Source organism: Pandoraea sp. NPDC090278, from assembly GCF_044772185.1.
Lineage (GTDB): Bacteria > Pseudomonadota > Gammaproteobacteria > Burkholderiales > Burkholderiaceae > Pandoraea.
This window is the reverse complement of the sequence record NZ_JBIVYJ010000002.1, coordinates 218,152-243,717: the sequence shown is the minus strand read 5'-3', so window position 1 is coordinate 243,717 and position 25,566 is coordinate 218,152. Positions and strand designations below refer to the sequence as shown.

General features: G+C 61.4%; 23 protein-coding genes. All 23 read left to right on the top strand.

What is annotated here, in order from left to right; translation table 11 throughout:
* The first annotated feature begins 1,851 nt into the window (after positions 1 to 1,851).
* Entirely contained in the window at positions 1,852 to 3,834 is a 1,983-nt protein-coding gene (mnmG, locus tag ACIQWO_RS09525; protein ID WP_402822458.1) for a tRNA uridine-5-carboxymethylaminomethyl(34) synthesis enzyme MnmG, read from the top strand.
* A gap of 12 nt (positions 3,835 to 3,846) precedes the next feature.
* A complete protein-coding gene (rsmG, locus tag ACIQWO_RS09520) occupies positions 3,847 to 4,524 on the top strand; it encodes a 16S rRNA (guanine(527)-N(7))-methyltransferase RsmG (protein WP_402822455.1) in 678 nt (225 codons plus the stop codon).
* Positions 4,521 to 5,105 (top strand): lipocalin family protein, encoded by a 585-nt coding sequence (locus tag ACIQWO_RS09515; protein WP_402822452.1) that lies wholly within the window; start codon positions 4,521 to 4,523, stop codon positions 5,103 to 5,105. Before rsmG ends, ACIQWO_RS09515 begins: the two co-directional genes overlap by 4 nt.
* A gap of 153 nt (positions 5,106 to 5,258) precedes the next feature.
* On the top strand, positions 5,259 to 6,029 hold the full coding sequence (locus tag ACIQWO_RS09510; RefSeq protein ID WP_150663697.1) for a ParA family protein: 771 nt from the start codon (positions 5,259 to 5,261) through the stop codon (positions 6,027 to 6,029).
* Between the two features lie 27 nt (positions 6,030 to 6,056).
* Positions 6,057 to 6,956, top strand: coding sequence for a ParB/RepB/Spo0J family partition protein (locus ACIQWO_RS09505; RefSeq protein ID WP_402822448.1), 900 nt, complete (start codon positions 6,057 to 6,059; stop codon positions 6,954 to 6,956).
* 108 nt (positions 6,957 to 7,064) lie between these two features.
* On the top strand, positions 7,065 to 8,189 hold the full coding sequence (locus ACIQWO_RS09500) for an SLC13 family permease (protein ID WP_402822445.1): 1,125 nt from the start codon (positions 7,065 to 7,067) through the stop codon (positions 8,187 to 8,189).
* A 243-nt stretch (positions 8,190 to 8,432) separates the two neighbouring features.
* Positions 8,433 to 8,933 carry an ATP synthase subunit I gene (locus tag ACIQWO_RS09495; RefSeq protein ID WP_150578086.1) on the top strand — a complete coding sequence of 167 codons (501 nt, stop codon included), beginning with the start codon at positions 8,433 to 8,435 and terminating at the stop codon, positions 8,931 to 8,933.
* A gap of 69 nt (positions 8,934 to 9,002) precedes the next feature.
* Entirely contained in the window at positions 9,003 to 9,851 is an 849-nt protein-coding gene (gene atpB / locus ACIQWO_RS09490) for a F0F1 ATP synthase subunit A (RefSeq protein WP_402822442.1), read from the top strand.
* Between the two features lie 83 nt (positions 9,852 to 9,934).
* On the top strand, positions 9,935 to 10,201 hold the full coding sequence (gene atpE, locus ACIQWO_RS09485; protein ID WP_010807762.1) for a F0F1 ATP synthase subunit C: 267 nt from the start codon (positions 9,935 to 9,937) through the stop codon (positions 10,199 to 10,201).
* 124 nt (positions 10,202 to 10,325) lie between these two features.
* A complete protein-coding gene (locus ACIQWO_RS09480; RefSeq protein WP_402822437.1) occupies positions 10,326 to 10,796 on the top strand; it encodes a F0F1 ATP synthase subunit B in 471 nt (156 codons plus the stop codon).
* Between the two features lie 2 nt (positions 10,797 to 10,798).
* Positions 10,799 to 11,329: a F0F1 ATP synthase subunit delta gene (locus ACIQWO_RS09475; protein ID WP_150578084.1), complete on the top strand. Its 531-nt coding sequence runs from the start codon at positions 10,799 to 10,801 to the stop codon at positions 11,327 to 11,329.
* Between the two features lie 45 nt (positions 11,330 to 11,374).
* Entirely contained in the window at positions 11,375 to 12,916 is a 1,542-nt protein-coding gene (atpA, locus tag ACIQWO_RS09470; RefSeq protein WP_039394102.1) for a F0F1 ATP synthase subunit alpha, read from the top strand.
* 88 nt (positions 12,917 to 13,004) lie between these two features.
* The gene (gene atpG / locus ACIQWO_RS09465; protein WP_402822433.1) at positions 13,005 to 13,892 is read left to right on the top strand and encodes a F0F1 ATP synthase subunit gamma; all 888 of its coding nucleotides are present in this window, start codon (positions 13,005 to 13,007) and stop codon (positions 13,890 to 13,892) included.
* A 61-nt stretch (positions 13,893 to 13,953) separates the two neighbouring features.
* Complete coding sequence (gene atpD, locus ACIQWO_RS09460; RefSeq protein ID WP_402822430.1) at positions 13,954 to 15,345, top strand: F0F1 ATP synthase subunit beta; 1,392 nt, start codon at positions 13,954 to 13,956, stop codon at positions 15,343 to 15,345.
* Between the two features lie 147 nt (positions 15,346 to 15,492).
* Positions 15,493 to 15,909, top strand: coding sequence for a F0F1 ATP synthase subunit epsilon (locus tag ACIQWO_RS09455; RefSeq protein ID WP_039394093.1), 417 nt, complete (start codon positions 15,493 to 15,495; stop codon positions 15,907 to 15,909).
* Positions 15,910 to 16,149: 240 nt separating this feature from the next.
* Positions 16,150 to 17,868 carry an AMP-binding protein gene (locus ACIQWO_RS09450; protein ID WP_402822427.1) on the top strand — a complete coding sequence of 573 codons (1,719 nt, stop codon included), beginning with the start codon at positions 16,150 to 16,152 and terminating at the stop codon, positions 17,866 to 17,868.
* A 121-nt stretch (positions 17,869 to 17,989) separates the two neighbouring features.
* Positions 17,990 to 19,222, top strand: coding sequence for a Bcr/CflA family multidrug efflux MFS transporter (locus ACIQWO_RS09445; protein ID WP_402822424.1), 1,233 nt, complete (start codon positions 17,990 to 17,992; stop codon positions 19,220 to 19,222).
* A 620-nt stretch (positions 19,223 to 19,842) separates the two neighbouring features.
* Positions 19,843 to 20,160: a flagellar transcriptional regulator FlhD gene (flhD, locus tag ACIQWO_RS09440; RefSeq protein WP_023598340.1), complete on the top strand. Its 318-nt coding sequence runs from the start codon at positions 19,843 to 19,845 to the stop codon at positions 20,158 to 20,160.
* A gap of 83 nt (positions 20,161 to 20,243) precedes the next feature.
* On the top strand, positions 20,244 to 20,840 hold the full coding sequence (flhC, locus tag ACIQWO_RS09435; RefSeq protein WP_402822421.1) for a flagellar transcriptional regulator FlhC: 597 nt from the start codon (positions 20,244 to 20,246) through the stop codon (positions 20,838 to 20,840).
* 129 nt (positions 20,841 to 20,969) lie between these two features.
* Complete coding sequence (motA, locus tag ACIQWO_RS09430) at positions 20,970 to 21,830, top strand: flagellar motor stator protein MotA (protein ID WP_023598342.1); 861 nt, start codon at positions 20,970 to 20,972, stop codon at positions 21,828 to 21,830.
* Positions 21,831 to 21,842: 12 nt separating this feature from the next.
* Positions 21,843 to 22,853, top strand: a complete 1,011-nt coding sequence (gene motB, locus ACIQWO_RS09425; RefSeq protein ID WP_402822414.1) for a flagellar motor protein MotB — start codon at positions 21,843 to 21,845, stop codon at positions 22,851 to 22,853.
* 17 nt (positions 22,854 to 22,870) lie between these two features.
* Positions 22,871 to 23,254: a response regulator gene (locus tag ACIQWO_RS09420; protein WP_402822411.1), complete on the top strand. Its 384-nt coding sequence runs from the start codon at positions 22,871 to 22,873 to the stop codon at positions 23,252 to 23,254.
* A 51-nt stretch (positions 23,255 to 23,305) separates the two neighbouring features.
* Positions 23,306 to 25,549 (top strand): chemotaxis protein CheA, encoded by a 2,244-nt coding sequence (gene cheA, locus ACIQWO_RS09415; RefSeq protein ID WP_402822408.1) that lies wholly within the window; start codon positions 23,306 to 23,308, stop codon positions 25,547 to 25,549.
* Positions 25,550 to 25,566: the final 17 nt, after the last annotated feature.

Here is a 25,566-nt window from a genome sequence, read left to right as displayed (position 1 = left end):
ATTCTTCGCCTACGGTTGTCGCTGACGCTAGCTTGGCGGCGTAATCTCTTCGCTTCCGATCTGGATGTTGTGCTCGCCACCGTTAGACGAACCACTTGGTGCCATGACCGTGTCGCCCTCACACGCTTCCGGGCAGTGGGGATTGGTGGCACTCGGCTGTGCTCCACTTGAAAGTCGCTTCGCCAGAGTGCCCCCAATCCCCACCCCTCAATTGCCCGATTCAACCCTGAGGCGTTCGTGCGAAGTGGGTTTCACGTGAAACGGTGTTGCTTTGGATGCGGGACGTCAGTTGTCTGGTTTGATCGCTACCGGGCAAATGTCATTCGTCGGCTAACCGGAACAGCGTGGAGGCGAGAGAGGGCAGAGGTGCTGATTCGGCGCGACTCGGGAAGATCCACGCGTTGGGCTTCCCTGTTTGCGAAGGGGAGCCGGGTGAAGTTGCTCAAGCACCGGCGACCTCCGGGGAGGAACAAGGTGTGGGCTTCTTGCTCTGTGCGATGACGTCTCTCGCCGTTTCACGTGAAACATTCCCGCAAAGTTGCCCACGGCCAGTCCTCGGTGGCTGTCCCAGCGGCAGTCGCATCTCCCGACCAGCGGCACTCAGAAGTGCCGAGGTTGAGGTGCTAACGATCTGCTCTGCACTGGTGACGAGGAGCGGAGTCGGCAGAAGGAATGGCGATGCAGTAAGCGGGGGACGGATGACTTCGATATGCAGGCGACCAGCACGTTAACGTTTCACGTGAAACCAGTATCGCCAATTTCACGCTCGGAATGCCCCGGGCAATTGAGTGGTGGGGATCGGGGGCACTCTGGCGAAGCGACTTTCAAGTGGAGCACAGCCGAGTGCCTCCGATCTCCACTGCCCGGATGCTTGTGAGGGCGACACGATGTTGGCACCGAGTGTTTGGCGTGCCGCGACATGGCAGGGTGGGGCGGAAATGGGACGTCTATCGGAGCGATGAATCGTCGGCGTAAATCCGTGGACCGGCTTCGATGTTTCACGTGAAACAAGTGCACTAGCCGTCGACAGATCACCGTTCCCCGCACGCGGAAGGACGGTTAGGGCGCAGGCAGCTAAACCCTCCAGCCAATAGCGACCGTGTTTCACGTGAAACAGATACCGCGGCCATCGCGCGGACGGCTGGCCCCGGGCAATTGAGTGGTGGGGATCGGGGGCACTCTGGCGAAGCGACTTTCAAGTGGAGCACAGCCGAGTACCGTCGATCCCCACTACCCGGATGCTTGTGAGGGCGACACGATGTTGGCACCGGGTGTTTGGCGTGCCGCGACCGAGGCAGGGCGGGGCGGAGATAGGACGTCTATCGGAGCGATGAATCGTCGGCGTAAATCCGTGGACCGGCTTCGATGTTTCACGTGAAACAAGTGCACTAGCCGTCGACAGATCACCGTTCCCCGCATGCGGAAGGACGGTTAGGGCGCAGGCAGCTAAACCCTCCAGCCAATAGCGACCGTGTCGCACGTGAAACAGATACCGCGACGATCGCGCGAGCGGCTGGCCCTGGGCAATTGAGTGGTGGGGATTGGGGGCACTCTGGCGAAGCGACTTTCAAGTGGAGCATAGCCGAGTGCCCCCAATCTCCACTGCCCGGATGTCTGTGAGTGCGACTAAGTGCTCGCACCGAAGGGTTCGTTCTAGACTGAAACACGGCTGATGCCACTGTCAAAGCATCAAAAGACATCAACGTTCCACGTGAAACATCCCTCGAAATTGTCCCATTCCCCTAACGTTCCACGTGAAACACGAGTGCAGTTACAAATGATGCATCGCAATACCGCTATAATTCCGCAATTACCGAATCCAGAGAGTTTGCCGTCAGCGGCAATATTGCGATGCTTTATCCGACCGAGTTTGACGTGATCGTGGTGGGTGGCGGCCATGCCGGTACCGAGGCTGCGCTCGCCTCGGCCCGCATGGGCTGTAAGACACTTCTGCTCACCCACAATATCGAGACGCTCGGCCAGATGAGCTGCAATCCCTCCATCGGTGGGATCGGCAAAGGCCACCTCGTCAAAGAGGTGGATGCGCTTGGCGGTGCCATGGCCGCCGCTACCGACGAGGGCGGGATTCAGTTTCGTATTCTGAATTCGTCCAAAGGGCCCGCTGTCCGTGCCACTCGCGCTCAGGCCGACCGGCTGCTTTATAAGCAAGCCATCCGTCATCGCCTCGAGAATCAGCCGAATTTATGGCTCTTCCAACAAGCTGTGGAAGATCTTATTGTCGAAGGCGACCGCGTTGTCGGGGCGATCACGCAAGTCGGGCTGCGCTTCCGCGCCCGTGCCGTGGTGCTCACCGCTGGGACTTTCCTCGATGGCAAGATCCACGTGGGGCTGAACAACTATGTCGGCGGCCGTGCTGGCGATCCCGCGGCCATCAGCCTTTCCGCACGTTTGAAAGAGTTGAAGCTGCCGCAAGGTCGGTTGAAGACGGGTACCCCGCCGCGTATCGACGGGCGATCGATCGATTTCTCCGTCCTGGAAGAACAGCCGGGTGACCTGGATCCGGTGCCGGTTTTCTCGTTCCTCGGACGCCCCGAACAGCACCCGCACCAAGTGCCATGCTGGGTTACGCATACCAACGAGCGCACGCACGACATCATCCGTGGCGGCCTCGACCGCTCGCCGATGTACACGGGCGTCATCGAAGGCGTGGGGCCGCGCTATTGCCCGTCCATCGAAGATAAGATCCATCGCTTCGCCGATAAGTCGTCCCATCAGATCTACCTCGAACCGGAAGGTCTGACGACCAACGAGTACTACCCGAACGGCATCTCCACCAGCCTGCCTTTCGACGTGCAGCTGGAACTCGTCCGCTCGATGAAGGGCATGGAGAACGCCTATATTCTGCGTCCGGGCTACGCCATCGAGTACGACTACTTCGATCCGCGCGGTCTGCGCAGTTCGCTGGAAACCCGCGTGATTTCGGGACTGTTCTTCGCCGGACAGATCAATGGCACGACCGGCTACGAAGAAGCCGCCGCTCAGGGGCTGCTCGCCGGTATCAACGCCGCGCTGCAAGTGCAGGGCCGCGAAGCCTGGTGCCCGCGTCGCGATCAAGCTTACCTGGGTGTGCTGGTCGACGACCTGATCACTCGCGGTGTGTCCGAACCGTATCGTATGTTCACCAGCCGGGCGGAATATCGCCTGTCGCTGCGTGAAGACAACGCAGATATGCGTCTGACGGAAGTCGGCCGTGAACTAGGCGTTGTCGACGATATTCGTTGGGAAGCGTTCTGCCGCAAGCGTGACGCTGTTTCACGTGAAACAGAACGTCTCAAATCGACGTGGGTGAATCCGAAGACGTTCCCGGCGGAAGATGCGGTACCGTTGCTCGGTAAAGCCATCGACCATGAGTATTCGTTGGCCGACCTGTTGCGTCGACCGGAAGTCGGGTACGACGCGCTGATGGCAGTGCAGGGCGGTCGTCTCGCGCCTGAGGCCGCGCTGTCGGAAGACGTGCTGCAAGCGAATCAGATTCGCGAGCAGATCGAAATCGCGGTCAAGTATCAGGGTTACATCGACCGTCAGGCCGACGAGATCGTGCGCAAGGAAGCCAACGAGAACACGGCGTTGCCTGCTAGCATCGATTACAACGACGTTCGCGGGCTGTCGATCGAGGTGCGTCAGAAGTTGAACGCTCAACGGCCGGAAACGCTGGGGCAGGCCTCGCGCATCTCCGGTGTGACGCCCGCCGCGATCTCGCTGTTGATGATCCACCTGAAGAAGGGACTCGGACGCCGTCGTGCGTCAGGGGAAGCGACGGCGGACACCGATGTTGCCACTGATGGCGACACCGGCGGTCAGCACGCTGCCTGACGCGGAGACCTCATGACTGCTCCGCGTAATGCCGCACAAGGCGGCAACGAACTCGCTGCTTTGTTGGCTGACGGCATCGAACAGCTCGGTCTGACGATTGACGCCGAGCAACAGGCACGCCTGCTCGACTATCAGATGCTGCTGGCGAAGTGGAACGCTTCGCTGCAAATGACCTCCATCCGCGATCCGCGACAGATGGTCGTCAAGCACCTGCTCGATTCGCTCTCGATTCTGCCGCGACTGGATCGAGAGCTGATTTCACGTGTACTGGACGTCGGTTCGGGCGGTGGCCTGCCCGGTGTGGTGCTGGCGATTGTGCGCCCGGACTGGCAGGTGACGGTGAACGACATCGTCCACAAGAAGACCGCCTTTCTGACGCAAGCCCGCGCCACGTTCAAGCTGACCAATCTGACGGTCGTGACCGGCCGCGTGGAGTCGCTCGTCGTCGGCAAAGAAGTGCCCGCAGCATTCGACGCTATCGTCTCGCGCGCATTCGCCGAATTGAACGATTTCGTGACGCTCGGCCGTAACTTGCTGGCCCCCGGCGGTAGCTTCTGGGCGATGAAGGGCGTGGCGGCCGAAAGCGAACTGGCGCTGCCCGACGGCTGCGAACTGGTCGAGCGGCTAGCCCTGAACGTGCCATTTCTTGACGCCGAGCGTCATTTGCTCCGCGTGAAGGTGACGGCATGACCCGTATGACACGCTGGACCGGCGCCGTGATGGTCGGATTGTCGGTAATGGCCGCCGTCGCCTGGGCACAATCCGGGCAAGAATCGCTCACGACGCGCGTGCGTCCCGTGCAAAAGATCGATAAAGCGCGCTATGTCGGCACCTGGTACGAAATAGCACGCTATCCGAATTTCTTCGAGCGAAAATGTGTGTCGGACGTGACCGCGGAATACGTGGCGCGTCCGGACGGGAAGATCGAAGTCACTAACAAGTGCCGTAAGGAAGACGGCTCCTGGGCGAGCGATACCGGTCTGGCACGTACCGACGGGCAGGGCACCGGCACCGCACGCTTCAAAGTGACGTTCGCACCGGACTGGTTGCGCTGGATTCCCTGGCTTTGGGCCAACTACTGGGTTATCGTGCTCGACGGTGACTATCAGTATGCCGCTGTCGGAGAGCCGGGCCGCGAGTATCTCTGGATCCTCTCGCGCTCGCCGAAGATCGACGACGACACACTGAATCAAATGCGTGCCCAGCTGCGCAAGCAGGGCTACGACACCGACAAACTGGTGTTGACGCCGCAAAAGGCCAGTGCACCCTGAGCACCTTCGGCAATAACTGAGCTTTGCTCAGGTAATCGAATTAGCGGGATGCATCCGCTACGGGCAGCATGAAGTGTTCGCGCCCGGACTCGCATCCCGGCACCATCTGCATCAATCGCATCAACACGGCAGCAATCGGAGGACTACATCGGCATGGCGAAAATTTTCTGCGTGGCCAATCAGAAGGGCGGCGTCGGCAAGACGACCACCACGGTGAACCTCGCTGCCGGACTGGCGTCGCACGGGCAGCGTGTCTTGTTGGTCGATCTGGACCCTCAGGGCAATGCGACGATGGGCAGCGGTATCGACAAGGCCGCGCTCGAGACGAGTATCTATGAAGTGCTGGTCGACGGCATCGATGTCAGCGCGAGCTGCCAGCGCTCGGAGTCCGGCAACTACGATGTCGTGCCTGCGAACCGCGAACTGGCCGGTGCCGACGTGGAACTCGTGTCGCTGGAGAATCGCGATACGCGTCTGAAGCAGGCGCTTGAGAAGGTCGACGACGCCTACGATTTCGTCCTCATCGACTGCCCGCCCACGCTCTCGCTACTCACGTTGAACGGCCTGTGCGCCGCGCACGGCGTGATCATTCCGATGCAGTGCGAATATTTCGCGCTCGAAGGACTGTCCGATCTCGTCAACACGATCAAGCAGGTGCACGCGAATCTGAACCGCGACCTGAAGGTGATCGGCCTTTTGCGCGTGATGTTCGATCCGCGTATTACGCTTCAGCAACAAGTCTCGGAGCAGCTCAAAGAGCACTTCGGCGACAAGGTTTTCAACGCGATCATCCCGCGCAATGTGCGACTCGCCGAAGCGCCGAGTTATGGCATGCCGGGCGTCGTCTTCGATCCCGCTTCGCGCGGCGCGAAGGCGTATCTGCAATTCGGCGCGGAAATGATCGCGCGCATTCAAACTATGTAAGGCGCATTCGCGCAGGAACGCATTGTCATGGCGACCAAGACCAACGCACTGAAAAAAAAGGGCCTGGGCCGCGGCCTCGAAGCGCTGCTGGGCGCTCACGCCGATAACCATAACGGCGCGACCGAGGCGAGTGCCGAAGGCGCGCCGTCGGTGATGGCGCTCGATCGCCTTCAGGCGGGCAAGTATCAACCGCGAACACGCATGGACGAAGGCGCGTTGCAGGAACTCGCCGCGAGCATTCGCGCGCAAGGTCTGATGCAGCCGATTCTGGTGCGACCGGTCGATAGTGAGAAGTACGAAATTATTGCGGGCGAGCGACGTTTTCGCGCTGCACGTCTCGCGGGTCTTTCCGAAGTGCCGGTGCTCGTTCGCGATGTCCCCGATGAAGCCGCCGCGGCAATGGCGCTCATCGAGAACATTCAACGCGAAGATCTGAACCCGCTCGAAGAAGCGCAGGGCATTCAACGCCTGCTCGGCGAATTCAATTACACGCACGAGCAAGCCGCCGAATCGCTGGGACGTTCGCGCAGCGCAGTGTCGAACCTGCTGCGTTTGCTGAATCTCGCGAATCCCGTGCAGACGATGCTGCTCGCAGGCGATCTCGACATGGGCCATGCGCGCGCGCTACTCGCCGTCGACGCAGCCACGCAGATCACGCTCGCGAACCAGGTGGTGAACAAACGTCTGTCGGTGCGCGACACAGAACGCATCGTCAACGCATCGCTCAAGCCGCAGGGCGACGGCATTCGTCGCCGCTCGGCAGAAGAGGGCGGTCGCGATGTGACCCGCCTCGAAGAGGAGCTCTCGGATCTGCTCGCGTCGAACGTCAAGATCAAGGTCGGCCGTAAAGGTGCCGGTCAGCTGACGATCGAGTTCGGCAGCCTCGATGCGCTCGATGGTATCCTCGCGCGCATTCGCGCCGAGTAATTTCGGTATCCTGATTATCATCTCGTGAGCGATCCGTCCGATGATCCGTTAGGGACGTCGGAGAGGGCGTCGAATGCGGCACCGCACCGGCGTGTCGCATCGAACGCCATGCGAATCAAGCATGTTTTGCGCGCGACGTTTGCGCGCGTGCGCAGCGATCGCGAGCTGCTCATCCTGCTGATCGCTTTCGTCGTGCTTCAGATCGCGAAGCCCGCAAGCGCAGGTGAGCTGTTCGCACGCATCGACCAGCACACGATTCTGACGCTCGCCGGTTTGCTGATGCTCACGCGGGCCATCGATCAAAGCGGGTTTCTCGATTGGCTCGCACAACGATTGCTGCGCGCCTTTCGGACCGAGCGACGTCTTGCGCTGTTGATGGTCACATTCGCCGCAGCGCTCTCGACGCTGCTGACCAACGACGTCGCACTCTTTGCCGTGGTGCCGCTCGCGCAATCGCTCGCACGGATTGCCCCTGTGCGCATCGAGCGACTGATCATTTTCCTCGCGCTGGCCGTCAACGCCGGTTCAAGTCTCACACCGCTCGGCAATCCGCAGAACCTCTTCCTCTGGCAACACAGCGGTATGGGCTTCGGGGCCTACGTCGTCATGATGACGCCGGTGACGCTCGGGCTCATGGCCGTGTTGCTCGTCGTTTGCGCCTTCGCCTTCGATTCGCGTGCGCTGCATTTTCAACGACGTGGTCCCGCACACGATGTGCGCTGGCCGTTGCTGTGGATCGCGCTCGCGTTGTTCGTCGCCTTCGTGACGATGGCCGATCACGGATTCGCGGCCTGGGCATGCGCGGGCGTCGCGGCGGTGCTGTTGATTGCGCGTCGCAATGCCGTGCTGGGCATCGACTGGCTGCTGCTGGCGATCTTCGTGTTGATGTTCGTGGTGCTGCGCGGCGTCGCCGGTTTGCCGGAAGTGCGTACGGCACTCGGCCATTTCGATTTCACGGGCAATGCGATGGCCTACGGCGGGGCTGCGGTGTTGTCACAATTCATCAGTAACGTGCCTGCAGCGATTCTGCTCGCCGAGTACACCCAGAACTGGCCTGCGCTGGCTCATGGTGTCGCGGTCGGTGGTTTTGGACTCGCCGTGGGATCACTGGCGAATCTGATTGCATTGCGCATGGCGAAATCGCAGAAGATCTGGTGGCACTTTCATTACCTTTCGATACCGTTTTATCTGGTGGCACTCCTGATCGGCTTTGTTGCACTGAAATGGGTCTGAACGCGCACGGAACGTAGCCCAGTTGCGGGGATTGTGCGGCGTTTGCGCGTAATGCCGCGCTGCACCATGAGGAAAATCGCGCTCCGTGAGAGTTGCCGCCAAATCGAAGCATGCACTGTGCAGTTTCGGCGAATTTGTTGCGCGTTTAGATTGACTGGCCTTCGTAATTTCCCGTAAAATCTCGCGGGTTTAACTGCTTGAAGAGCCCATTCGTTTGCACGAGTCGGGCGGGGAGGCTACGAGATGACCGATCAAAACCGGTCGAACTTGGAACCGAAACCGCAAGCGCCGGCGCATGCAACAGAGGCTTGGGACGACGAGCAGGAGCAAGAAACTATCGTTCCGCTCACGCGTGCGCAGGCCGAGCGCCTGTTCGGTCCCGATGTGGGGCGCGCATCCCGTGTGACTCCATTCAGGGTGGTGGGAGCCCAGGTGCTGTTGTCGCTGATAGCGACACTGGCCTGGTGGTTGCTCTCGGCATCGCCACGAGACGCGGCGGTGTCTGCATGGCTGGGCGGAATGATTGGATGGATACCGGGCGCATTGTTTGCGCTGCGGTTAAGAATGTCAGGTGATCGCCTCTCCGTCGGTTCGTTAGTGATGGGAGAAGCGGTCAAGGTAGTCACGACGATCGCGTTGTTGGTGGCAGTAGCGTTCGGTTACCCCGGTGTGCATTGGGTAGCGTTCCTGGTCACCTTCGTGCTTACGCTCAAGGCCTATTGGCTGGCGATGGCACTGAAGTAGCGGTGAGAAACCGCTCACGCGTCGACACGCTACCGTGTGCGGATTTTCATAATTGGGTGTTTGATCGCTATGTCAGTAGAAGCCGGCCACGCTCCGAACCCGTCGGAGTACATTTCGCACCACCTGCAGAATCTCGCGAGCTCGCATCAGACTAGCATCGTCGACTTTTCGATCATCAACTGGGACACCATGTTCTGGTCGATCGCGATGGGCGTTCTGGGCTGCTTCATTCTGTGGATGGCCGCCCGCAAGGCAACCTCGGGTGTGCCGGGCCGTTTCCAGGCTGCGGTCGAAATGCTCGTCGAAATGGTCGAAGACCAGTCGAAGAGCATCGTGCACGGCAATCGTGCCTTCATCGCCCCGCTCGCGCTGACCGTGTTCGTCTGGGTCGCGCTCATGAACTCGCTGGACTTGCTGCCGGTCGATCTGCCGTCGAAGGTGATCGGCTGGGTCGGTCTGGGTTCCATCATCACGCATCACCGTATCGTTCCGACGGCCGACCTTAACGGCACGCTCGGTATCTCGGTCGGCGTGCTCATTCTGATGCTGTTCTACAGCTTCAAGATCAAGGGCGCCGGCGGCTTCATGCACGAGCTGTTCACCGCACCGTTCGGTAACCACTTCCTCCTGTGGATCCCGAACCTGCTGCTCAACATCATCGAATTCTGTGCCAAGACCGTGTCGCTCGGTATGCGACTGTTCGGCAATATGTACGCCGGCGAACTGGTGTTCCTGCTGATCGCTCTGCTGGGCGGTATCTGGAGCTTTGGCGCAGATGCGTCGGTGCTGGGTTTTGTCGGTCACATCATTGCCGGCACCGCATGGGCGATTTTCCACATCCTGATCGTGTTGCTCCAGGCGTTCATCATGATGATGTTGACGTTGGTGTATATCGGCCAGGCGCACGACCATCACTGATCGGTCGATGCGGTAGTTACGAGTTTTCCAAGTTTAGTTTTTCAAATTTTCAAGTTTTAAGTCTCTATCCATAAGGAGTAATCATGCAAGCTTTCATCGCCAACATCCAGGGTCTGACCGCTATCGGTATCGGTATCATCATCGGTCTGGGTGCTATCGGTGCCTGCCTGGGTATCGCACTGATGGGCGGCAAGTACATCGAAGCATGCGCACGTCAGCCTGAACTGATGAACCCGCTGCAAACGAAGATGTTCCTGCTGGCCGGCCTGATCGACGCTGCATTCCTGATCGGCGTGGGCGTTGCCATGCTGTTCGCCTTCGCGAACCCGCTGCTGTCGAAGCTCGCTTAAGTTACTTTCGGCCGGTCGCGCATGACCCGCGCGGCCAACTGGACATGAACGGCGCGCCCAAGCCAGCAGGCACAATGGGGCGCGCTGTTTTGCCAATCGATTCGCATCACCGAAAGGAAACACCGTGAACATTAACGCAACTCTGTTCGCGCAAACCGTCGTGTTTCTGATCCTGGCGTGGTTCACGATGAAGTTCGTGTGGCCGCCGCTGATCAAGGCTATCGACGATCGCGCGAAGAAAATCGCTGACGGTCTGGCCGCTGCCGATAAGGGCAAGGCTGAACTGGAAGCCGCCAACAAGCGCTCCACGCAAGCCCTCGCGGAAGCTCGCGACGAAGGCGCGAAGCGTATTGCCGACGCCGAGAAGCGCGCTCAGGCCGTGGCCGAAGAGATCAAGACGCAGGCGCAAGCCGAAGCGGCTCGTATCATCGCCAACGCCAAAGCAGAAGCCGAGAATCAGGCCGTCAAGGTCCGTGAATCGCTGCGCGAAGACGTGGCTGGTCTGGCAGTGAAGGGCGCCGAGCAGATTCTGAAGCGTGAAGTCGACGCCAAGGCACACGCCGACCTGCTGAACCAACTCAAGGCAGAGCTCTGATCATGGCCGAACTCGCAACCATCGCTCGTCCGTATGCCGAAGCGTTGTTCCGCGTGGCCAAGTCCGGCGATCTGAATCGCTGGGCGCAGCTCGTGCGTGAACTGTCGCAAGTGGCAGCGCTGCCCGAAGTGGCCAATCTGGCCGACGATCCGAAAGTGACGCCGTCGCAAGTTGTCGACGTGCTGACCACCGCCGTGAAATCGACCGACGCCGAAGTGCGTAACTTCGTCGCCGCTGTGGTCGAAAACGGTCGTCTGGTTGCCATGCCGGAAATCGCCGAACAGTTCGAAGCGTTGAAGAACGCTGCTGCCGGTTCGGCAGACGCCACGATCGAAAGCGCCTTCCCGCTCGAAGGTGAGCAATTGACCTCGCTGGTCAAGGGCCTCGAGCACAAGTTCGGCTGCAAGCTCAACCCGAGCGTGACGGTAGACCCGTCGCTGATCGGCGGCGTGCGTGTGGTGGTTGGCGACGAGGTGCTGGACACTTCGGTGCGCGCCCGCCTGGCGGCTATGCGGACGTCGCTGACGGCCTGAGGCCGGCGCGAAACGCCTGCGAAGAATTGAATATCAGGAGCACATATGCAACTCAATCCCTCTGAAATCAGCGAACTGATCAAGAGCCGGATTCAAGGTCTCGATAGCGGCGCCGAAGTCCGTAACGAAGGCACCGTGATCTCGGTGACTGACGGCATCTGCCGCATCCACGGCCTGTCGGACGTGATGCAGGGCGAAATGCTGGAATTCCCGGGCAATACGTTCGGTCTGGCACTGAACCTCGAGCGCGACTCCGTCGGCGCCGTGATTCTGGGCGAATACGAGCACATCTCGGAAGGCGACACCGTCAAGTGCACGGGCCGCATTCTGGAAGTGCCGGTCGGCCCGGAACTGAAGGGCCGCGTCGTTGACGCACTGGGCCTGCCGATCGACGGCAAGGGTCCGATCAACGCGAAGGAAACCGACGCAATCGAAAAGATTGCCCCGGGCGTGATCTGGCGTAAGTCGGTCTCGCAGCCGCTGCAAACCGGTACGAAGGCGATCGACGCCATGGTGCCGATCGGCCGCGGCCAGCGTGAGCTGATCATTGGTGACCGTCAGACGGGTAAGACCGCTGTCGCCATCGACACGATCATTTCGCAGAAGGGCAAGGGCGTGACCTGCGTCTACGTCGCGATCGGCCAGAAGGCTTCGTCGATCATGAACGTGGTGCGCAAGCTCGAAGAGCACGGCGCGATGGAATACACGATCATCGTGACCGCCACCGCTTCGGACTCGGCCGCCATGCAGTTCATCGCACCGTACGCCGGTTGCACGATGGGCGAATACTTCCGCGATCGCGGCGAAGACGCGCTGATCATTTATGACGACTTGACCAAGCAAGCCTGGGCCTATCGTCAGATCTCGCTGCTGCTGCGCCGCCCGCCGGGCCGCGAAGCTTACCCGGGTGACGTGTTCTATCTCCACTCGCGTCTGCTTGAGCGTGCTGCCCGCGTGTCGGAAGAGTACGTCGAGAAGTTCACGAACGGCGCAGTCAAGGGCCAGAGCGGCTCGCTGACGGCACTGCCGATCATTGAAACGCAAGCCGGTGACGTGACCGCATTCGTTCCGACGAACGTGATCTCGATTACCGACGGCCAGATCTTCTTGGAAACCGACCTGTTCAACGCCGGTATCCGCCCCGCAATCAACGCCGGTATCTCGGTGTCGCGTGTGGGTGGTGCTGCTCAGACGAAGGTCATCAAGAAGCTGTCGGGCGGTATCCGTACCGACCTCGCACAGTACCGTGAGCTGGCTGCGTTCGCGCAGTTCGCTTCGGACCTGGACGAAGCTACCCGCAAGCAGCTCGAGCGCGGCCGCCGCGTGACGGAACTGCTCAAGCAGCCGCAATACGCGCCGCTGCAAGTGTGGGAACTGGCTGTGTCGCTGTTCGCCGCCAACAACGGCTATCTGGACGATCTCGACATCGCTCAGGTTCTGCCGTTCGAAAAGGGTCTGCGCGAAGTTCTGAAGACGAGCCACGGCGCGCTCATCGGCCGCATCGAAGAGACCAAAGATCTCTCGAAGGACGACGACGCTGCTCTGCACGCTGCGATCAAGGACTTCAAGAAGACCGGCGCTTACTAATCCGGTTGAATCGGCAACTATTCAACGGACCCGGGAAGGCGCGATGTTCAGGCAGCAACGAACGTCGCGCCGAGACAAGGAGTAAGCAATGGCTGGAATGAAGGAAATTCGCGGCAAGATCAAGAGCGTGCAAAACACGCGCAAGATCACCAAGGCCATGGAAATGGTGGCCGCGTCGAAGATGCGCAAGGCGCAGGAACGCATGCGTCATGCCCGGCCGTACGCTGACAAGGTGCGCCAGATCGCCGCGCATATGGGCCAGGCGAATCCGGAATACCACCACCCGTTCATGGTGAAGCATGCGGACGCGAAAGCGGCCGGCATCATCGTGGTGACGACGGACAAGGGCCTGTGCGGCGGCTTGAACACCAACGTGCTGCGTGCCGTGGTGGCCAAGATGAAGCAAATCGAAGCACAGGGCCTGAAGATCGAGGCCACCGCTATCGGCGGTAAGGGCTTCGGCTTCATGAACCGTATCGGCGCGAAGGTGGTATCGCACGTTGTGCAACTGGGCGACACGCCGCATCTGGACAAGCTGATCGGTGCTGTGAAGCTGCAGCTCGACGCGTATGCCGAAGGCAAGCTCGACGCCGTCTATCTGGCTTACAACCGCTTCGTCAACACGATGAAGCAGGAAGCCGTGGTGGAGCAACTGCTGCCGCTGCCCGAGAAGCTTGAAGGCGAATCGGAAGACGCGAGCGCCGTGCCGGCACAGCATTCGTGGGACTACATCTACGAACCGGATGCGAAGACGGTCGTCGATGCCCTGCTGGTGCGCTACGTCGAAGCTGTCGTGTATCAGGCAGTCGCAGAGAACATGGCGTCGGAACAGTCCGCCCGCATGGTGGCCATGAAGGCCGCTTCGGACAATGCAAAGACCGTGATCGGTGAATTGCAGACGGTCTACAACAAGGGCCGTCAAGCTTCGATTACGAAGGAACTGTCCGAAATCGTGGGTGGCGCCGCCGCTGTTTAAGCGGTGGCACGGGCCGATGCGCCGCAAGGCGAAATGAATTTGAGTATCTAAAGGAAAAGCGATGAGTACTGCTTTGATTGAAGGCAAAATCGTACAGTGCATCGGCGCCGTTATCGACGTGGAATTCCCGCGCGAAAGCATGCCGAAGATCTACGACGCGCTCACCATGGAAGGTTCGGAACTGACGCTCGAAGTCCAGCAACAGCTGGGCGACGGTGTGGTTCGCACCATCTGTCTGGGTTCCTCCGAAGGCCTGCGCCGCGGTATGACGGTGCAAAACTCGGGTCTGCCGATCACGGTGCCGGTCGGTAAGCCGACGCTGGGCCGCATTATGGACGTGCTGGGCCGTCCGATCGACGAAGCCGGTCCGATCGCCAAGGAACACACCCGTTCGATTCACCAGAAGGCTCCGGCATTCGACGAGCTGTCGCCGTCGACGGAACTGCTCGAAACCGGTATCAAGGTTATCGATTTGATCTGCCCGTTCGCCAAGGGCGGTAAGGTGGGTCTGTTCGGTGGCGCCGGTGTGGGCAAGACCGTGAACATGATGGAACTCATCAATAACATCGCCAAGGAACACGGCGGTTATTCGGTGTTTGCCGGTGTGGGCGAGCGTACCCGTGAAGGGAACGACTTCTACCACGAAATGAAGGACTCGAACGTTCTGGACAAGGTCGCACTGGTCTACGGCCAGATGAACGAGCCGCCGGGCAACCGTCTGCGCGTCGCACTGACCGGCCTGACGATGGCCGAGCACTTCCGTGACGAAGGTCGCGACGTGCTGTTCTTCGTGGATAACATCTACCGTTTCACGCTGGCCGGTACCGAAGTGTCGGCACTGCTCGGCCGTATGCCGTCGGCCGTGGGCTATCAGCCGACGCTGGCTGAAGAAATGGGTAAGCTGCAAGAGCGTATTACGTCGACCAAGACCGGCTCGATCACGTCGGTGCAAGCCGTGTACGTGCCTGCCGATGACTTGACCGACCCGTCGCCGGCAACCACCTTCGGTCACTTGGACGCCACCGTCGTTCTGTCGCGTGACATCGCCTCGCTGGGTATCTACCCGGCCGTCGATCCGCTCGACTCGACCTCGCGTCAGATCGACCCGAACGTGATTGGCGAAGAGCACTACACGGTGACCCGTCGCGTGCAATCGACGCTGCAGCGTTACAAGGAATTGCGCGACATTATCGCGATTCTGGGTATGGACGAACTGTCGCCGGACGACAAGCTGGCCGTGGCCCGCGCTCGTAAGATCCAGCGTTACCTGTCGCAGCCGTTCCACGTGGCAGAAGTGTTCACGGGCTCGCCGGGCAAGTACGTTCCGCTCAAGGAAACGATCCGCGGCTTCAAGATGATCGTCGACGGCGAATGTGACCACCTGCCGGAACAAGCGTTCTACATGGTTGGCACGATCGACGAAGCGTTCGAAAAAGCCAAGAAGATGCAGTAAACGGTTGAGTGCCGGGCGACGGCGGTGTCTCGCAAGAGGCGCCACCGCAGCTCGGCAGGTGACTGTTGCGGGGCGGGGTAGCGAAGCAAGGACGGCAACGTCCGGACTGGCGCGCCTGCCGCTTCATCACACTCAACGGGAGCGATTATGGCAACCATTCACGTAGACGTCGTCAGCGCGGAAGAGCAGATCTTCTCGGGTAAGGCGAAGTTTGTCGCGCTGCCCGGCGAAGCCGGCGAGCTCGGCATTCTGCCGGGCCACACGCCGCTGATCACGCGTATCAAGCCGGGTGCGGTTCGCATCGAGGACGAAGCAGGTAACGAGGACTTTGTCTTCGTCGCAGGCGGTATTCTCGAAGTGCAGCCGGGCACGGTGACTGTGCTCGCCGACACCGCGATTCGCGGCAAGGATCTGGACGAAGCGAAGGCTAACGAAGCCAAGCGTCGTGCAGAAGAAGCCATGTCGAACAAGGATTCGAACATCGAGTACGCAACCGCTCAAGCCGAACTGGCCGAAGCCATTGCCCAACTCGCTGCGATCCAGAAGCTGCGTCGCACGAAGTAACATCGGCGTTGCGCTGGCCTCGCGCCGCGTAATGTCTGCGAAAGCCCCATACATGCGAATGTGTGGGGCTTTTGTTTTGCCGTCTCCCCGTCCCCTTCTCAGGGCCATCCCCACTCGATCCGTCACTCGAATTACGTTAACGTAAACGTCAATCCAGCGTGACGCGCTATTGTTATATGAAGCCGTTCATCGTCGCGCGACAGCATTCACCACTTCAGCATTGCTTCAGGAGACAAAAGCATGGAAAGCCGGGAAGGTGCGGGCGTTGTACCTCGTAATGGACTGTCGTATGTGAAGGGTGAGACCACCGTACCGCTTTCGACGTTGACGGTATTCGGACTGCTTGCCGAGACGGCGGCGAAGTTTCCCGAGCGGCAGGCAGTCGTGTTCCGCGAGCAGGGTGTGGACTGGACCTGGCGTGAGTTCATCGCGCACGTCGACACCTTTGCCGCAGGACTCATCGCGCTCGGGTTGAAGAAGGGCGACCGGGTAGGCATCTGGTCGCCGAATCGCGTCGAATGGCTGGTCACGCAGTTCGCCACCGCGCGTGCGGGCCTGATTCTCGTGAACATCAACCCCGCCTATCGGCTGGCCGAGTTGGAATACGCGCTCAACAAGGTCGGTTGCAAGGTGCTGGTCGCGGCCGAGTCGTTCAAGTCGTCGCGCTATCTCGACATGCTCAACGTGCTGGCCCCCGAGCTGGCCACGTGCACTCCCGGCCAGTTGCAGTCGGAAAAACTGCCGACGCTGCGCACCATCATCCGCATGGGCATGGAGCACACGCCCGGCATGATGAACTTCAGCGACGTGGTGACGCTCGGCGCAGACGCCGACCTTGCCACACTGCGCAAGATCTCCGACGCGCTCGACTGCTTCGACCCCATCAACATCCAGTTCACGAGCGGCACGACCGGCAACCCGAAGGGTGCCACGCTCACGCACCACAACATCGTCAACAACGGCCGCTACATCGCCATGGCGATGCGCTTCTCCGAGCACGACAGCCTGTGCATTCCAGTGCCGTTCTACCACTGCTTCGGCATGGTGCTGGCGGTGCTCGCGTGCGTGTCGACGGGCGCGACCATGGTCTTCCCCGGCGAAGCGTTCGATCCGAAGGCGACGATGGCGGCCGTCTCGGAAGAGAGCTGCACCGCGTTGCATGGCGTGCCGACGATGTTCATCGCGCAGCTCGATCATCCGGACTTCGGCAACTATCACTTCGACTCGCTGCGCACCGGCATCATGGCTGGCTCGCCATGTCCTATCGAGACGATGAAACGCGTGATCGACCAGATGCACATGAGCGAAGTGACGATCGCCTACGGCATGACCGAGACGAGCCCGGTGTCGTTCCAGACCACCACGACCGACCCGCTGGATAAGCGCGTGACGACGGTCGGCCGCGTGCAGCCGCACCTCGAAGTGAAGCTGGTCGACGCTGCCGGTGAGATCGTACCGGTCGGCGAGAAGGGCGAGCTGTGCACGAAGGGCTACTCGGTGATGCAGGGCTACTGGGACGATGAGCCACGCACGCGTGAAGCGATTCGCGACGGCTGGATGCACACGGGCGACCTCGCGATGCTCGACGAGGACGGCTACTGCAACATCGTCGGCCGCGTGAAGGACATGCTCATTCGTGGTGGTGAAAACATCTACCCGCGCGAAATCGAGGAGTTCCTGTTCCGTCACCCGAAGGTGCAAGCCGTGCAGGTGTTCGGTGTGCCCGACGCGAAGTACGGCGAGGAGGTCTGCGCCTGGATCGTCCTTAAACCGGGGCAGAGCGCGACGGAGGACGACATCCGCGCCTTTTGCAAAGATCAGATCGCGCACTACAAAATCCCGCGTTACATCCGTTTTGTCGACGAAATGCCGATGACGGTGACGGGCAAGGTGCAGAAGTTCATCATGCGCGAGAAGATGGTCGAATCGCTGGGGCTGCACGAAGCGAAGACGGCCTGACGGCATCGTCGCCGAATAACGACGCCAGGGCAGGGGATCGATTGATCGATACCTCTGCCCAATTTTTAAGCGAAGTCGGGGCGAATGCCGTATCATTCGGGATTACCCTAGGTCTCGCTCAATGTCCGCTGCCACGGCGTCCGCGCCCTCCCAAACATTCCGTACCGTTTTCGTCCTCGGCATTCTGTCGGCCATCGGCTCGCTGTCGATCGACATGTATCTGCCTGCGCTGCCGAGCATCGCGCGCGAGCTGAACACGACGGACGCAGCGGCGCAATTCTCCCTGGCATCGTTCTTCATCGGGCTTGGCCTCGGCCAGTTGCTGCACGGCCCGCTCGCCGACCGGTACGGACGCAAGCGTCCGCTCTATGCCGGACTGGCGCTCTACACGCTCGCGTCTGCCGGATGCGCGCTCGCCCCCAACATCGAAACGCTGATCGTCAGCCGCTTCATTCAGGCGGTCGGTGGATGTGCCTGCTTCGTGATCGCCCGCGCGATGGCGCGCGACCTGTTCGATACGGCGACCGTGGCGCGTGTGCTGTCGCGCATGACGCTCATCATGGGTGCCGCACCCATCCTCGCCCCGCTGATCGGCGGTCAGGTGCTGATGTTCGTGGGCTGGCGCTGGATCTTCTGGGGACTGACGGTCTTCGGCGCGATGTGCTTCGGCATGGCCGCTTACTGGCTGCCGGAGACGCGTCAGGCCGCAAAGCAGGCGCGCAACTGGCTCACGACGGCGTGGCACAACTACGGCGCATTGCTGCGCGATCGCGAGTTCATGGGCAATGCGCTGGCGGGTGGCGTGTCGCAGGCGGGTATGTTCGCGTACATCACCGGCTCGCCGTTCGTCTTCATCAATCTGTACGGTGTCGATCCGGCCCATTACGGCTGGCTGTTCGGGCTGAACGCTTGCGGGATCATCGGTGGCTCGCAGATCAACGCGTATTTGTTGCGCACGCGGCGTCCAGCCGACGTGTTGCGCCGTACCAACAACCTGGTCGCGATTCTCGGCTTGCTGATGCTCGCCGTGGCGGCGCTCAAGCTTGGCGGGCTGATCGGGTTGATGGTGCCGTTGTTCGCCTTCGTCACGAGCCTCGGTTTCTCGCAACCGAACGCCATTGCCGAGGCGCTCAACCGGCAGCATCAGCGTGCCGGGGCGGCGTCGGCCTTGCTGGGCGCGCTGCAATTCCTCGCAGCCGCCAGCGCCGGTGCTGCGGTTGGCCTGCTGCATGCCCGCTCGGCCGTGCCGATGGCGGCCGTCATGGCGATTTGCGGCGTGCTGTCGTGGGGCTTCCACACGGTGCTGATCCGTCGCGCGAGGCCCGCGCTGCCGCCCGCAGCAGGTGGGGCATAAGCTCCCCCGAGCCCGCCAAACGCAACCCGCAGTTTTGCTCAACGTAACGTCAAGCCGGGGCGTCGGGAACGCTGCCCGGATTCTGGCGTCTGTTTGAGATTGCCTGTCGAAACGACAATATCGGGACGGCACCGACAGGAAGGATTTGTAAGATGTCGCTTCGCGATTCCGGCCGAACGGCGGGAACCGGCATCAGAACAATGCTTCCAAACCTGGGATTCGGCGAGCGGCACTACATCTGTAACACTGTGTAATTGCTCTGTTCCAGCGCCCGCTCGATAGGCAAAGTACGATCCAGACATCCCTTGCTTAAGCCCCCTGAAATTTTTTGCAAGGATGCCTAAAGTTCGGCAAAAGTCCGCCGAAATACAGTCAAGTAGTAGAGCGCAGCTTCGTGACACTTTCATGAAGCCGTTGCGCTCTGTCATCGAACGTTCCCCCCGAGCGCGTCGTAGGATCCCTGAGCGCCGCTCATGTAGGAAAAATTCCTACAATAAACTTCCGCTTTTCTCGCCCCTTTCTGTAGTTTTTCTCCGATTTCTTTATCTTTCGCCCTTGTCCACAATGCGAGGGAATAGACAGTAGTACCGCCAGATTCATCCATTGCGCCGGGGGGCCGCATGCGAAACAGCGAAACACTGAACGAGATTCGTGAGTTGAATCTCTCCTACCTAGTCCTGGCTCAGCGCCTGATCCGTGAGGATCGCGCGGCGGCAATGTTCCGCCTGGGCATCAGCGACCAGCTCGCCGACGTGCTCGGCAGTCTCACACTGGCTCAACTCGTTAAGTTCGCGGGGTCGAACCAGCTTCTGTGCCGATTTCGATTCGACGACCACGTGATTCTTTCGAGCCTCACGCACGGTGCGAAAGACGTGGGTATGCAGCAGTCGCACGCTTCGATTCTGCTCGCGGGTCAGCCCGTCGAGCAGATCGGCTGAGCGTACGACATACGCGACGCACGCCACGCGCAGCCTGATGTCATTGGGGCGGCGCTTGGCGTGATTTGCCAGGAAGCCTGTATATGCGTACCAAAAGCGTCGTCCTCGAGGCCCGTGAAATCCAGCTGGCCATCGAACTGATCGAACTCGGTGCCCGCCTCCAGTTGCTGGAAGCGGAGACGAGCCTGAGCCGCGATCGACTCATCAAACTCTACAAAGAGCTCAAAGGCGCTTCGCCGCCCAAGGGCATGCTGCCGTTCTCGACCGACTGGTTCGTGACGTGGCTGCCCAACATCCACTCGTCGCTTTTCCACAACATCTACCGCCACCTCGTGCAGTACGGCGGATGCCAGGGCATCGAAGCCATCGTCAAGGCTTACCGCCTGTACCTGGAGCATGTGGAGTTGCACGGTTGGGAAGCGGTACTCAGATTTACGCGCGCGTGGACGCTCGTTCGCTTCTTCGACAGCAAGATGCTGCAGATGACGCCGTGCACCCGCTGCGGCGGCCACTTCGTCACGCACGCACACGAGCCGCATGGCCAGTACGTTTGCGGGCTGTGCGCACCGCCGTCGCGTGCCGGAAAGACTCGGAAAGCGAAGCACGCGCATGCTGCCGATCTCGCGCCCGCCGTGGCGTCGGGTGAGCCGGATGCTGCGATTTCGCCATTAGCCGCCTGATCGGAGCTCTCCTCACCGAGCGTATCGAGGTAATCCCGCCCCTACAGTTTCCCTGCGTGTCTGCCGTTAAGCCCTCTGAACAGGAAGGACAATTTTCCGTAGACGTATTTTTGCGAGAGGTATCCGGCAGTGCTTGTCGTCATTGGTTACATCATCGTTCTGGCATCGGTCTTTGGCGGCTTCGTCATCGGCGGGGGCCACTTGGGCGCGCTGTTTCAGCCGACCGAGCTGCTGATCATCGGTGGCGCGGGCGTCGGCTCGTTCGTGGTGGGCAACAACAGCAAGGCGATCAAGGCGACGATGAAAGCGCTGCCGATGCTGTTCAAGGGCTCGAAATACACCAAAGAGCTGTACATGGAGCTGATGGCTCTCCTGTACGTGCTGCTCGCCAAAGCGCGTAAGGACGGCATGCTTGCCATCGAGGGAGACGTCGAAGATCCGGCATCGAGTCCGGTGTTCTCGCAGTACCCGCGCATTCTCGGCGAGCCGCGCATCATGGAATTCCTCACCGACTATCTGCGACTGATGGTCAGCGGCAACATGAACGCGTTCGAGATCGAGAACCTGATGGATCACGAAATCGAAACGTACCGTCACGAGGGCGAAGTGCCCGCGCACTGTCTGCAAAAGACGGGTGACGCTATGCCCGCCTTCGGTATCGTGGCAGCGGTGATGGGCGTGGTGCACACCATGGCCTCGGCCGACCAGCCGCCCGCCGTGCTGGGTGCCCTCATCGCACAGGCCCTCGTGGGGACCTTCCTCGGCATTTTGCTCGCCTACGGCTTTATCTCGCCGCTGGCGCAGCTCATCGAACACCGCATCAACGAGTCGGTGAAGCTCTACGAGTGCATCAAGGTCACGCTGCTCGCCAGCCTGAACGGTTACGCACCGGCCCTGTCGGTCGAGTTCGGCCGCAAGGTGCTTTATTCCACCGTACGTCCGTCGTTCGCCGAGCTCGAAGAGCACGTGCGACAGGTCAAGGCACGTTGACGGACGCGAGAAATGAGCGAGAAAGACGAGCGGCCCATTATCGTCAAGCGCCGCAAAGCCGGCGGGCACGGCCACCACGGCGGTGCTTGGAAGATTGCTTACGCCGACTTCATGACGGCCATGATGGCGTTCTTCCTGCTGATGTGGTTGCTGAGTTCGGTAAGCAGCAAGGAACTGACGGGGATCGCGGAATACTTCCGCACGCCGCTCAAGGTGGCGCTGACAGGCGGACGTAACGCCGCCGACAACAGCGGCGTGATTCCTGGCGGCGGCACCGACACCACGCGCACCGACGGTCAGAAGTCGCGCGGCGACCAGACGCGCTCGCGTCAGGCGACTACCGCCGAGATGGCCGAGCGTGCAGATGCACAACGTTTGCGCGATCTCAAAGCGCGCATCGAGAAAGCGATCGAAAGTAACCCCACACTCAAGCAGTTCCGCAAGCAATTGCTGATCGACGTGACGACCGAGGGGTTGCGCATCCAGATCGTGGACGATCAGAACCGGCCGATGTTCGCCAATGCGAGCGCGCAGCTGCAGCCGTACATGCGCGACATCCTGCGTGAAATCGGCAAATCGCTCAACGGCGTACCGAACGCCATCAGCCTGTCCGGTCACACCGACGCCACGGCGTACGCGCAAGGTGACAAGAGCTACAGCAACTGGGAACTGTCGGCGGACCGCGCGAACGCTTCGCGCCGCGAACTGATCGCGGGCGGTCTCGACAGTGAGAAGGTGCTGCGCGTGGTGGGTCTGGCGTCGACGGTGCCGCTCGATCGCGACGACGCCTACAACCCGATCAACCGTCGCATCAGCATCATCGTGCTCAACCGTCGCGCTGAGCAGTCGGTCAAGCACGAGGTGGATCAGCCGACGATCGACGCCGCGAACGCACGCGGCGCTGGCAGCAACGCGGTGAGTGCCGCCATGAGCGGTGAGCTGTCGGTTGGGCCGGCCGTGCCGGGATTGCCCGCGCCGCCAGCACCTCCGGTGGCCCCGACGGCGCCCGGCGCGTCGCGATAACCGACAAGAGGAGACGCATGCAGGCCCTTCGCAACACGATTCTCGCCGTCGACGATTCCGCGTCGATGCGTCAGATCCTGGCCGCCACGCTCGATGAAGCGGGCTACGCCGTGACGACCGCCCGCGACGGGCAGGAAGCGCTGACGCTGGCCACGAACGCGGTCTTCGATCTGGTGCTGACCGATCAGCACATGCCCGGCATGGACGGTCTGTCGCTCATTCGCGCGCTGCGCGAGCTCGACGCGTTTGCCGAGACCCCGATTCTGGTGCTGACGACGGAAGTCGACGGCGCATACAAGACGGCTGCCCGCGAAGCGGGCGCCAGCGGCTGGCTGATCAAGCCGGTCGACACCGAAGCACTGGTCGACGTGGTCGCATCGCTCGTCGGCGAAGGCGCATGACGATGAAGTCGATGGCGTCGATGGCACAACCAAGTTAGGACGAGGAAACCGGTGGATATCACCCAGTTCTACCAGACCTTTTTCGATGAAGCGGAAGAGTTGCTCGCAGAGATGGAGCACCTCCTGCTTGCGCTCGACGTAAGCGCGCCCGATAACGAGCAACTCAACGCGATCTTCCGGGCCGCCCATTCGATCAAGGGCGGCGCCGCGACGTTCGGCTTCACCGCGCTCACCGAGACCACGCACCTGCTGGAAAACCTGCTCGACCGCGCCCGTCGCGGCGAATTGCAGTTGCGCACCGAGATGGTCGACACCTTCCTGGAAACCAAAGACGTGTTGCATCAACAGTTGAATGCCTACCGCGCCTCCAGTGAACCCGATGCCGAGGCCATGAAGCGCATCTGCGCCGTGCTCCAGCAACTCGCCGCCGAAGGCGACGGTGCGCCGGTTTCCGCCGCGCCGACGTCGCCCTTCGCACCGCCCCCGGCGGCGGCTGCACCGGCACCCGCACCTGCGGCGCCGGCAGCCCAAGCCGCCCCGGCCGCCGACGCCAGCGGCGCACCGACCAGCGACATCCCGCCGGGTCAGAAGCGTCTGAAAGTCACGCTCTCCGGTGTGGGCGAAAAAGATCAGGCGTTGCTCGCCGAAGAACTGGGTAACCTCGGCGCAGTCGCCGGACGCAACACCGTGGGGGACGCGCTGCACTTGTGGCTCGACACGACGTGCGACGCCGACGACATTCTCGCCGTGTGCTGCTTCGTGATCGAACCGTCGCAGATCGACGTGCAGGATGCGTCCGCTGTCGCGGCTGCACCCGCCGCGCCTGCTGCCCCCGCTGCCCCTGCCGCAGCACCGGCAGCATCGGTGGCTCCGGCGCAAACCGTCGAAATCTTCGAGCCGACGCCCGCGCCGGCACCGGCCGCTTCGGCACCGATCGAAGTCCCGGCTGCCGCCGCACCGGCAGCGCCGCAAGCCGTCGTGCCGCCGGCCGCTGCCGAGCCGATCGTCGTGCCGTCCGCAGCACCCCAGGCCGCCTCGGGCGGCGGCGGTGCTCAGCATCCGCCGGAGAAGCGCGCAGCAGCACCGGCCGCTGGCGGCGCTGCTGGCCACGAAAACAGCTCGATTCGCGTGGGCGTGGAGAAGGTCGACCAGCTCATCAACCTCGTGGGCGAACTGGTGATTACGCAGGCCATGCTCGCGCAGACCGCCAGCAGCCTCGACCCGATGCTCCACGACCGCCTGTTCAACGGCATGGGGCAACTGGAGCGCAACGCGCGCGATCTGCAAGAAGCGGTGATGTCCATCCGCATGATGCCGATGGACTATGTGTTCTCGCGCTTCCCGCGTCTGGTGCGCGACCTCGCGACCAAGCTCGGCAAGCAGATCGAACTCGTGACGTTCGGTCAGGCCACCGAACTCGACAAGAGCCTGATCGAGCGCATCATCGATCCGCTCACCCACCTGGTGCGTAACAGTCTCGATCACGGCATCGAAACGACGGAACAGCGTCTGGCCTCGGGCAAGGACCCGGTCGGTCAACTGGTGCTGTCGGCCGCGCATCAGGGCGGCAACATCGTCATCGAAGTGAGCGACGACGGCGCAGGTCTGCGTCGCGAGAAGATTCTCGCCAAGGCGTTGCAGCAAGGCATGAACGTGTCCGATTCGATGGCGGACGAGGAAGTCTGGCAGCTGATCTTCGCGCCGGGCTTCTCCACCGCCGAAGCCGTGACCGACGTGTCGGGCCGTGGCGTGGGTATGGACGTCGTGAAGCGAAACATCCAGCAGATGGGGGGCCACGTAGAGATTCTGTCCACGCGCGGCAAGGGCACCACGATCCGCATCGTGCTGCCGCTCACACTGGCGATTCTCGACGGCATGTCCGTCAAGGTCGGCCCGGAGATCTTCATCCTGCCGCTGAACTTCGTGATGGAGTCGCTGCAACCGCGTCGCGACGATATCCGCGCGGTGACGGGCGAAGGTCAGGTCGTGCTGGTGCGCGGCGAGTATCTGCCGCTCGTCGAGCTGTACCGCACGTTCGAAGTGCCCGAAGCGCGCCTCGATCCGACGCAGGGCATCATCGTGATCCTTCAGGCCGAAGGCCGCCGCTTCGCGCTCCTCGTCGACGAGCTGGTCGGTCAGCAGCAAGTCGTGGTGAAGAACCTCGAAACCAATTACCGCCGTATTCACGGTATTTCCGCCGCCACCATCATGGGTGACGGCAGTGTGGCGTTGATCGTCGATGTGGCGGCGCTCCAGCGCGGCCAGCGCTCGGCCGCTGCCACCATCTTCAACTGAAGTCGGAGACGCGTTAG

Excerpts from the sequence above, each read along its gene's own strand:
- ACIQWO_RS09505 (WP_402822448.1), top strand. The coding sequence starts at position 6,057 with ATGGCGACCAAGACCAACGCACTGAAAAAAAAGGGCCTGGGCCGCGGC.
- atpA (WP_039394102.1), top strand. The coding sequence starts at position 11,375 with ATGCAACTCAATCCCTCTGAAATCAGCGAACTGATCAAGAGCCGGATT.
- ACIQWO_RS09495 (WP_150578086.1), top strand. The coding sequence starts at position 8,433 with ATGACCGATCAAAACCGGTCGAACTTGGAACCGAAACCGCAAGCGCCG.
- atpB (WP_402822442.1), top strand. The coding sequence starts at position 9,003 with ATGTCAGTAGAAGCCGGCCACGCTCCGAACCCGTCGGAGTACATTTCG.
- ACIQWO_RS09455 (WP_039394093.1), top strand. The coding sequence starts at position 15,493 with ATGGCAACCATTCACGTAGACGTCGTCAGCGCGGAAGAGCAGATCTTC.
- rsmG (WP_402822455.1), top strand. The coding sequence starts at position 3,847 with ATGACTGCTCCGCGTAATGCCGCACAAGGCGGCAACGAACTCGCTGCT.
- ACIQWO_RS09510 (WP_150663697.1), top strand. The coding sequence starts at position 5,259 with ATGGCGAAAATTTTCTGCGTGGCCAATCAGAAGGGCGGCGTCGGCAAG.
- ACIQWO_RS09515 (WP_402822452.1), top strand. The coding sequence starts at position 4,521 with ATGACCCGTATGACACGCTGGACCGGCGCCGTGATGGTCGGATTGTCG.
- ACIQWO_RS09450 (WP_402822427.1), top strand. The coding sequence starts at position 16,150 with ATGGAAAGCCGGGAAGGTGCGGGCGTTGTACCTCGTAATGGACTGTCG.
- motB (WP_402822414.1), top strand. The coding sequence starts at position 21,843 with ATGAGCGAGAAAGACGAGCGGCCCATTATCGTCAAGCGCCGCAAAGCC.
- ACIQWO_RS09420 (WP_402822411.1), top strand. The coding sequence starts at position 22,871 with ATGCAGGCCCTTCGCAACACGATTCTCGCCGTCGACGATTCCGCGTCG.
- ACIQWO_RS09475 (WP_150578084.1), top strand. The coding sequence starts at position 10,799 with ATGGCCGAACTCGCAACCATCGCTCGTCCGTATGCCGAAGCGTTGTTC.
- atpG (WP_402822433.1), top strand. The coding sequence starts at position 13,005 with ATGGCTGGAATGAAGGAAATTCGCGGCAAGATCAAGAGCGTGCAAAAC.
- flhD (WP_023598340.1), top strand. The coding sequence starts at position 19,843 with ATGCGAAACAGCGAAACACTGAACGAGATTCGTGAGTTGAATCTCTCC.
- atpE (WP_010807762.1), top strand. The coding sequence starts at position 9,935 with ATGCAAGCTTTCATCGCCAACATCCAGGGTCTGACCGCTATCGGTATC.
- atpD (WP_402822430.1), top strand. The coding sequence starts at position 13,954 with ATGAGTACTGCTTTGATTGAAGGCAAAATCGTACAGTGCATCGGCGCC.
- flhC (WP_402822421.1), top strand. The coding sequence starts at position 20,244 with ATGCGTACCAAAAGCGTCGTCCTCGAGGCCCGTGAAATCCAGCTGGCC.
- ACIQWO_RS09445 (WP_402822424.1), top strand. The coding sequence starts at position 17,990 with ATGTCCGCTGCCACGGCGTCCGCGCCCTCCCAAACATTCCGTACCGTT.
- mnmG (WP_402822458.1), top strand. The coding sequence starts at position 1,852 with ATGCTTTATCCGACCGAGTTTGACGTGATCGTGGTGGGTGGCGGCCAT.
- ACIQWO_RS09500 (WP_402822445.1), top strand. The coding sequence starts at position 7,065 with ATGCGAATCAAGCATGTTTTGCGCGCGACGTTTGCGCGCGTGCGCAGC.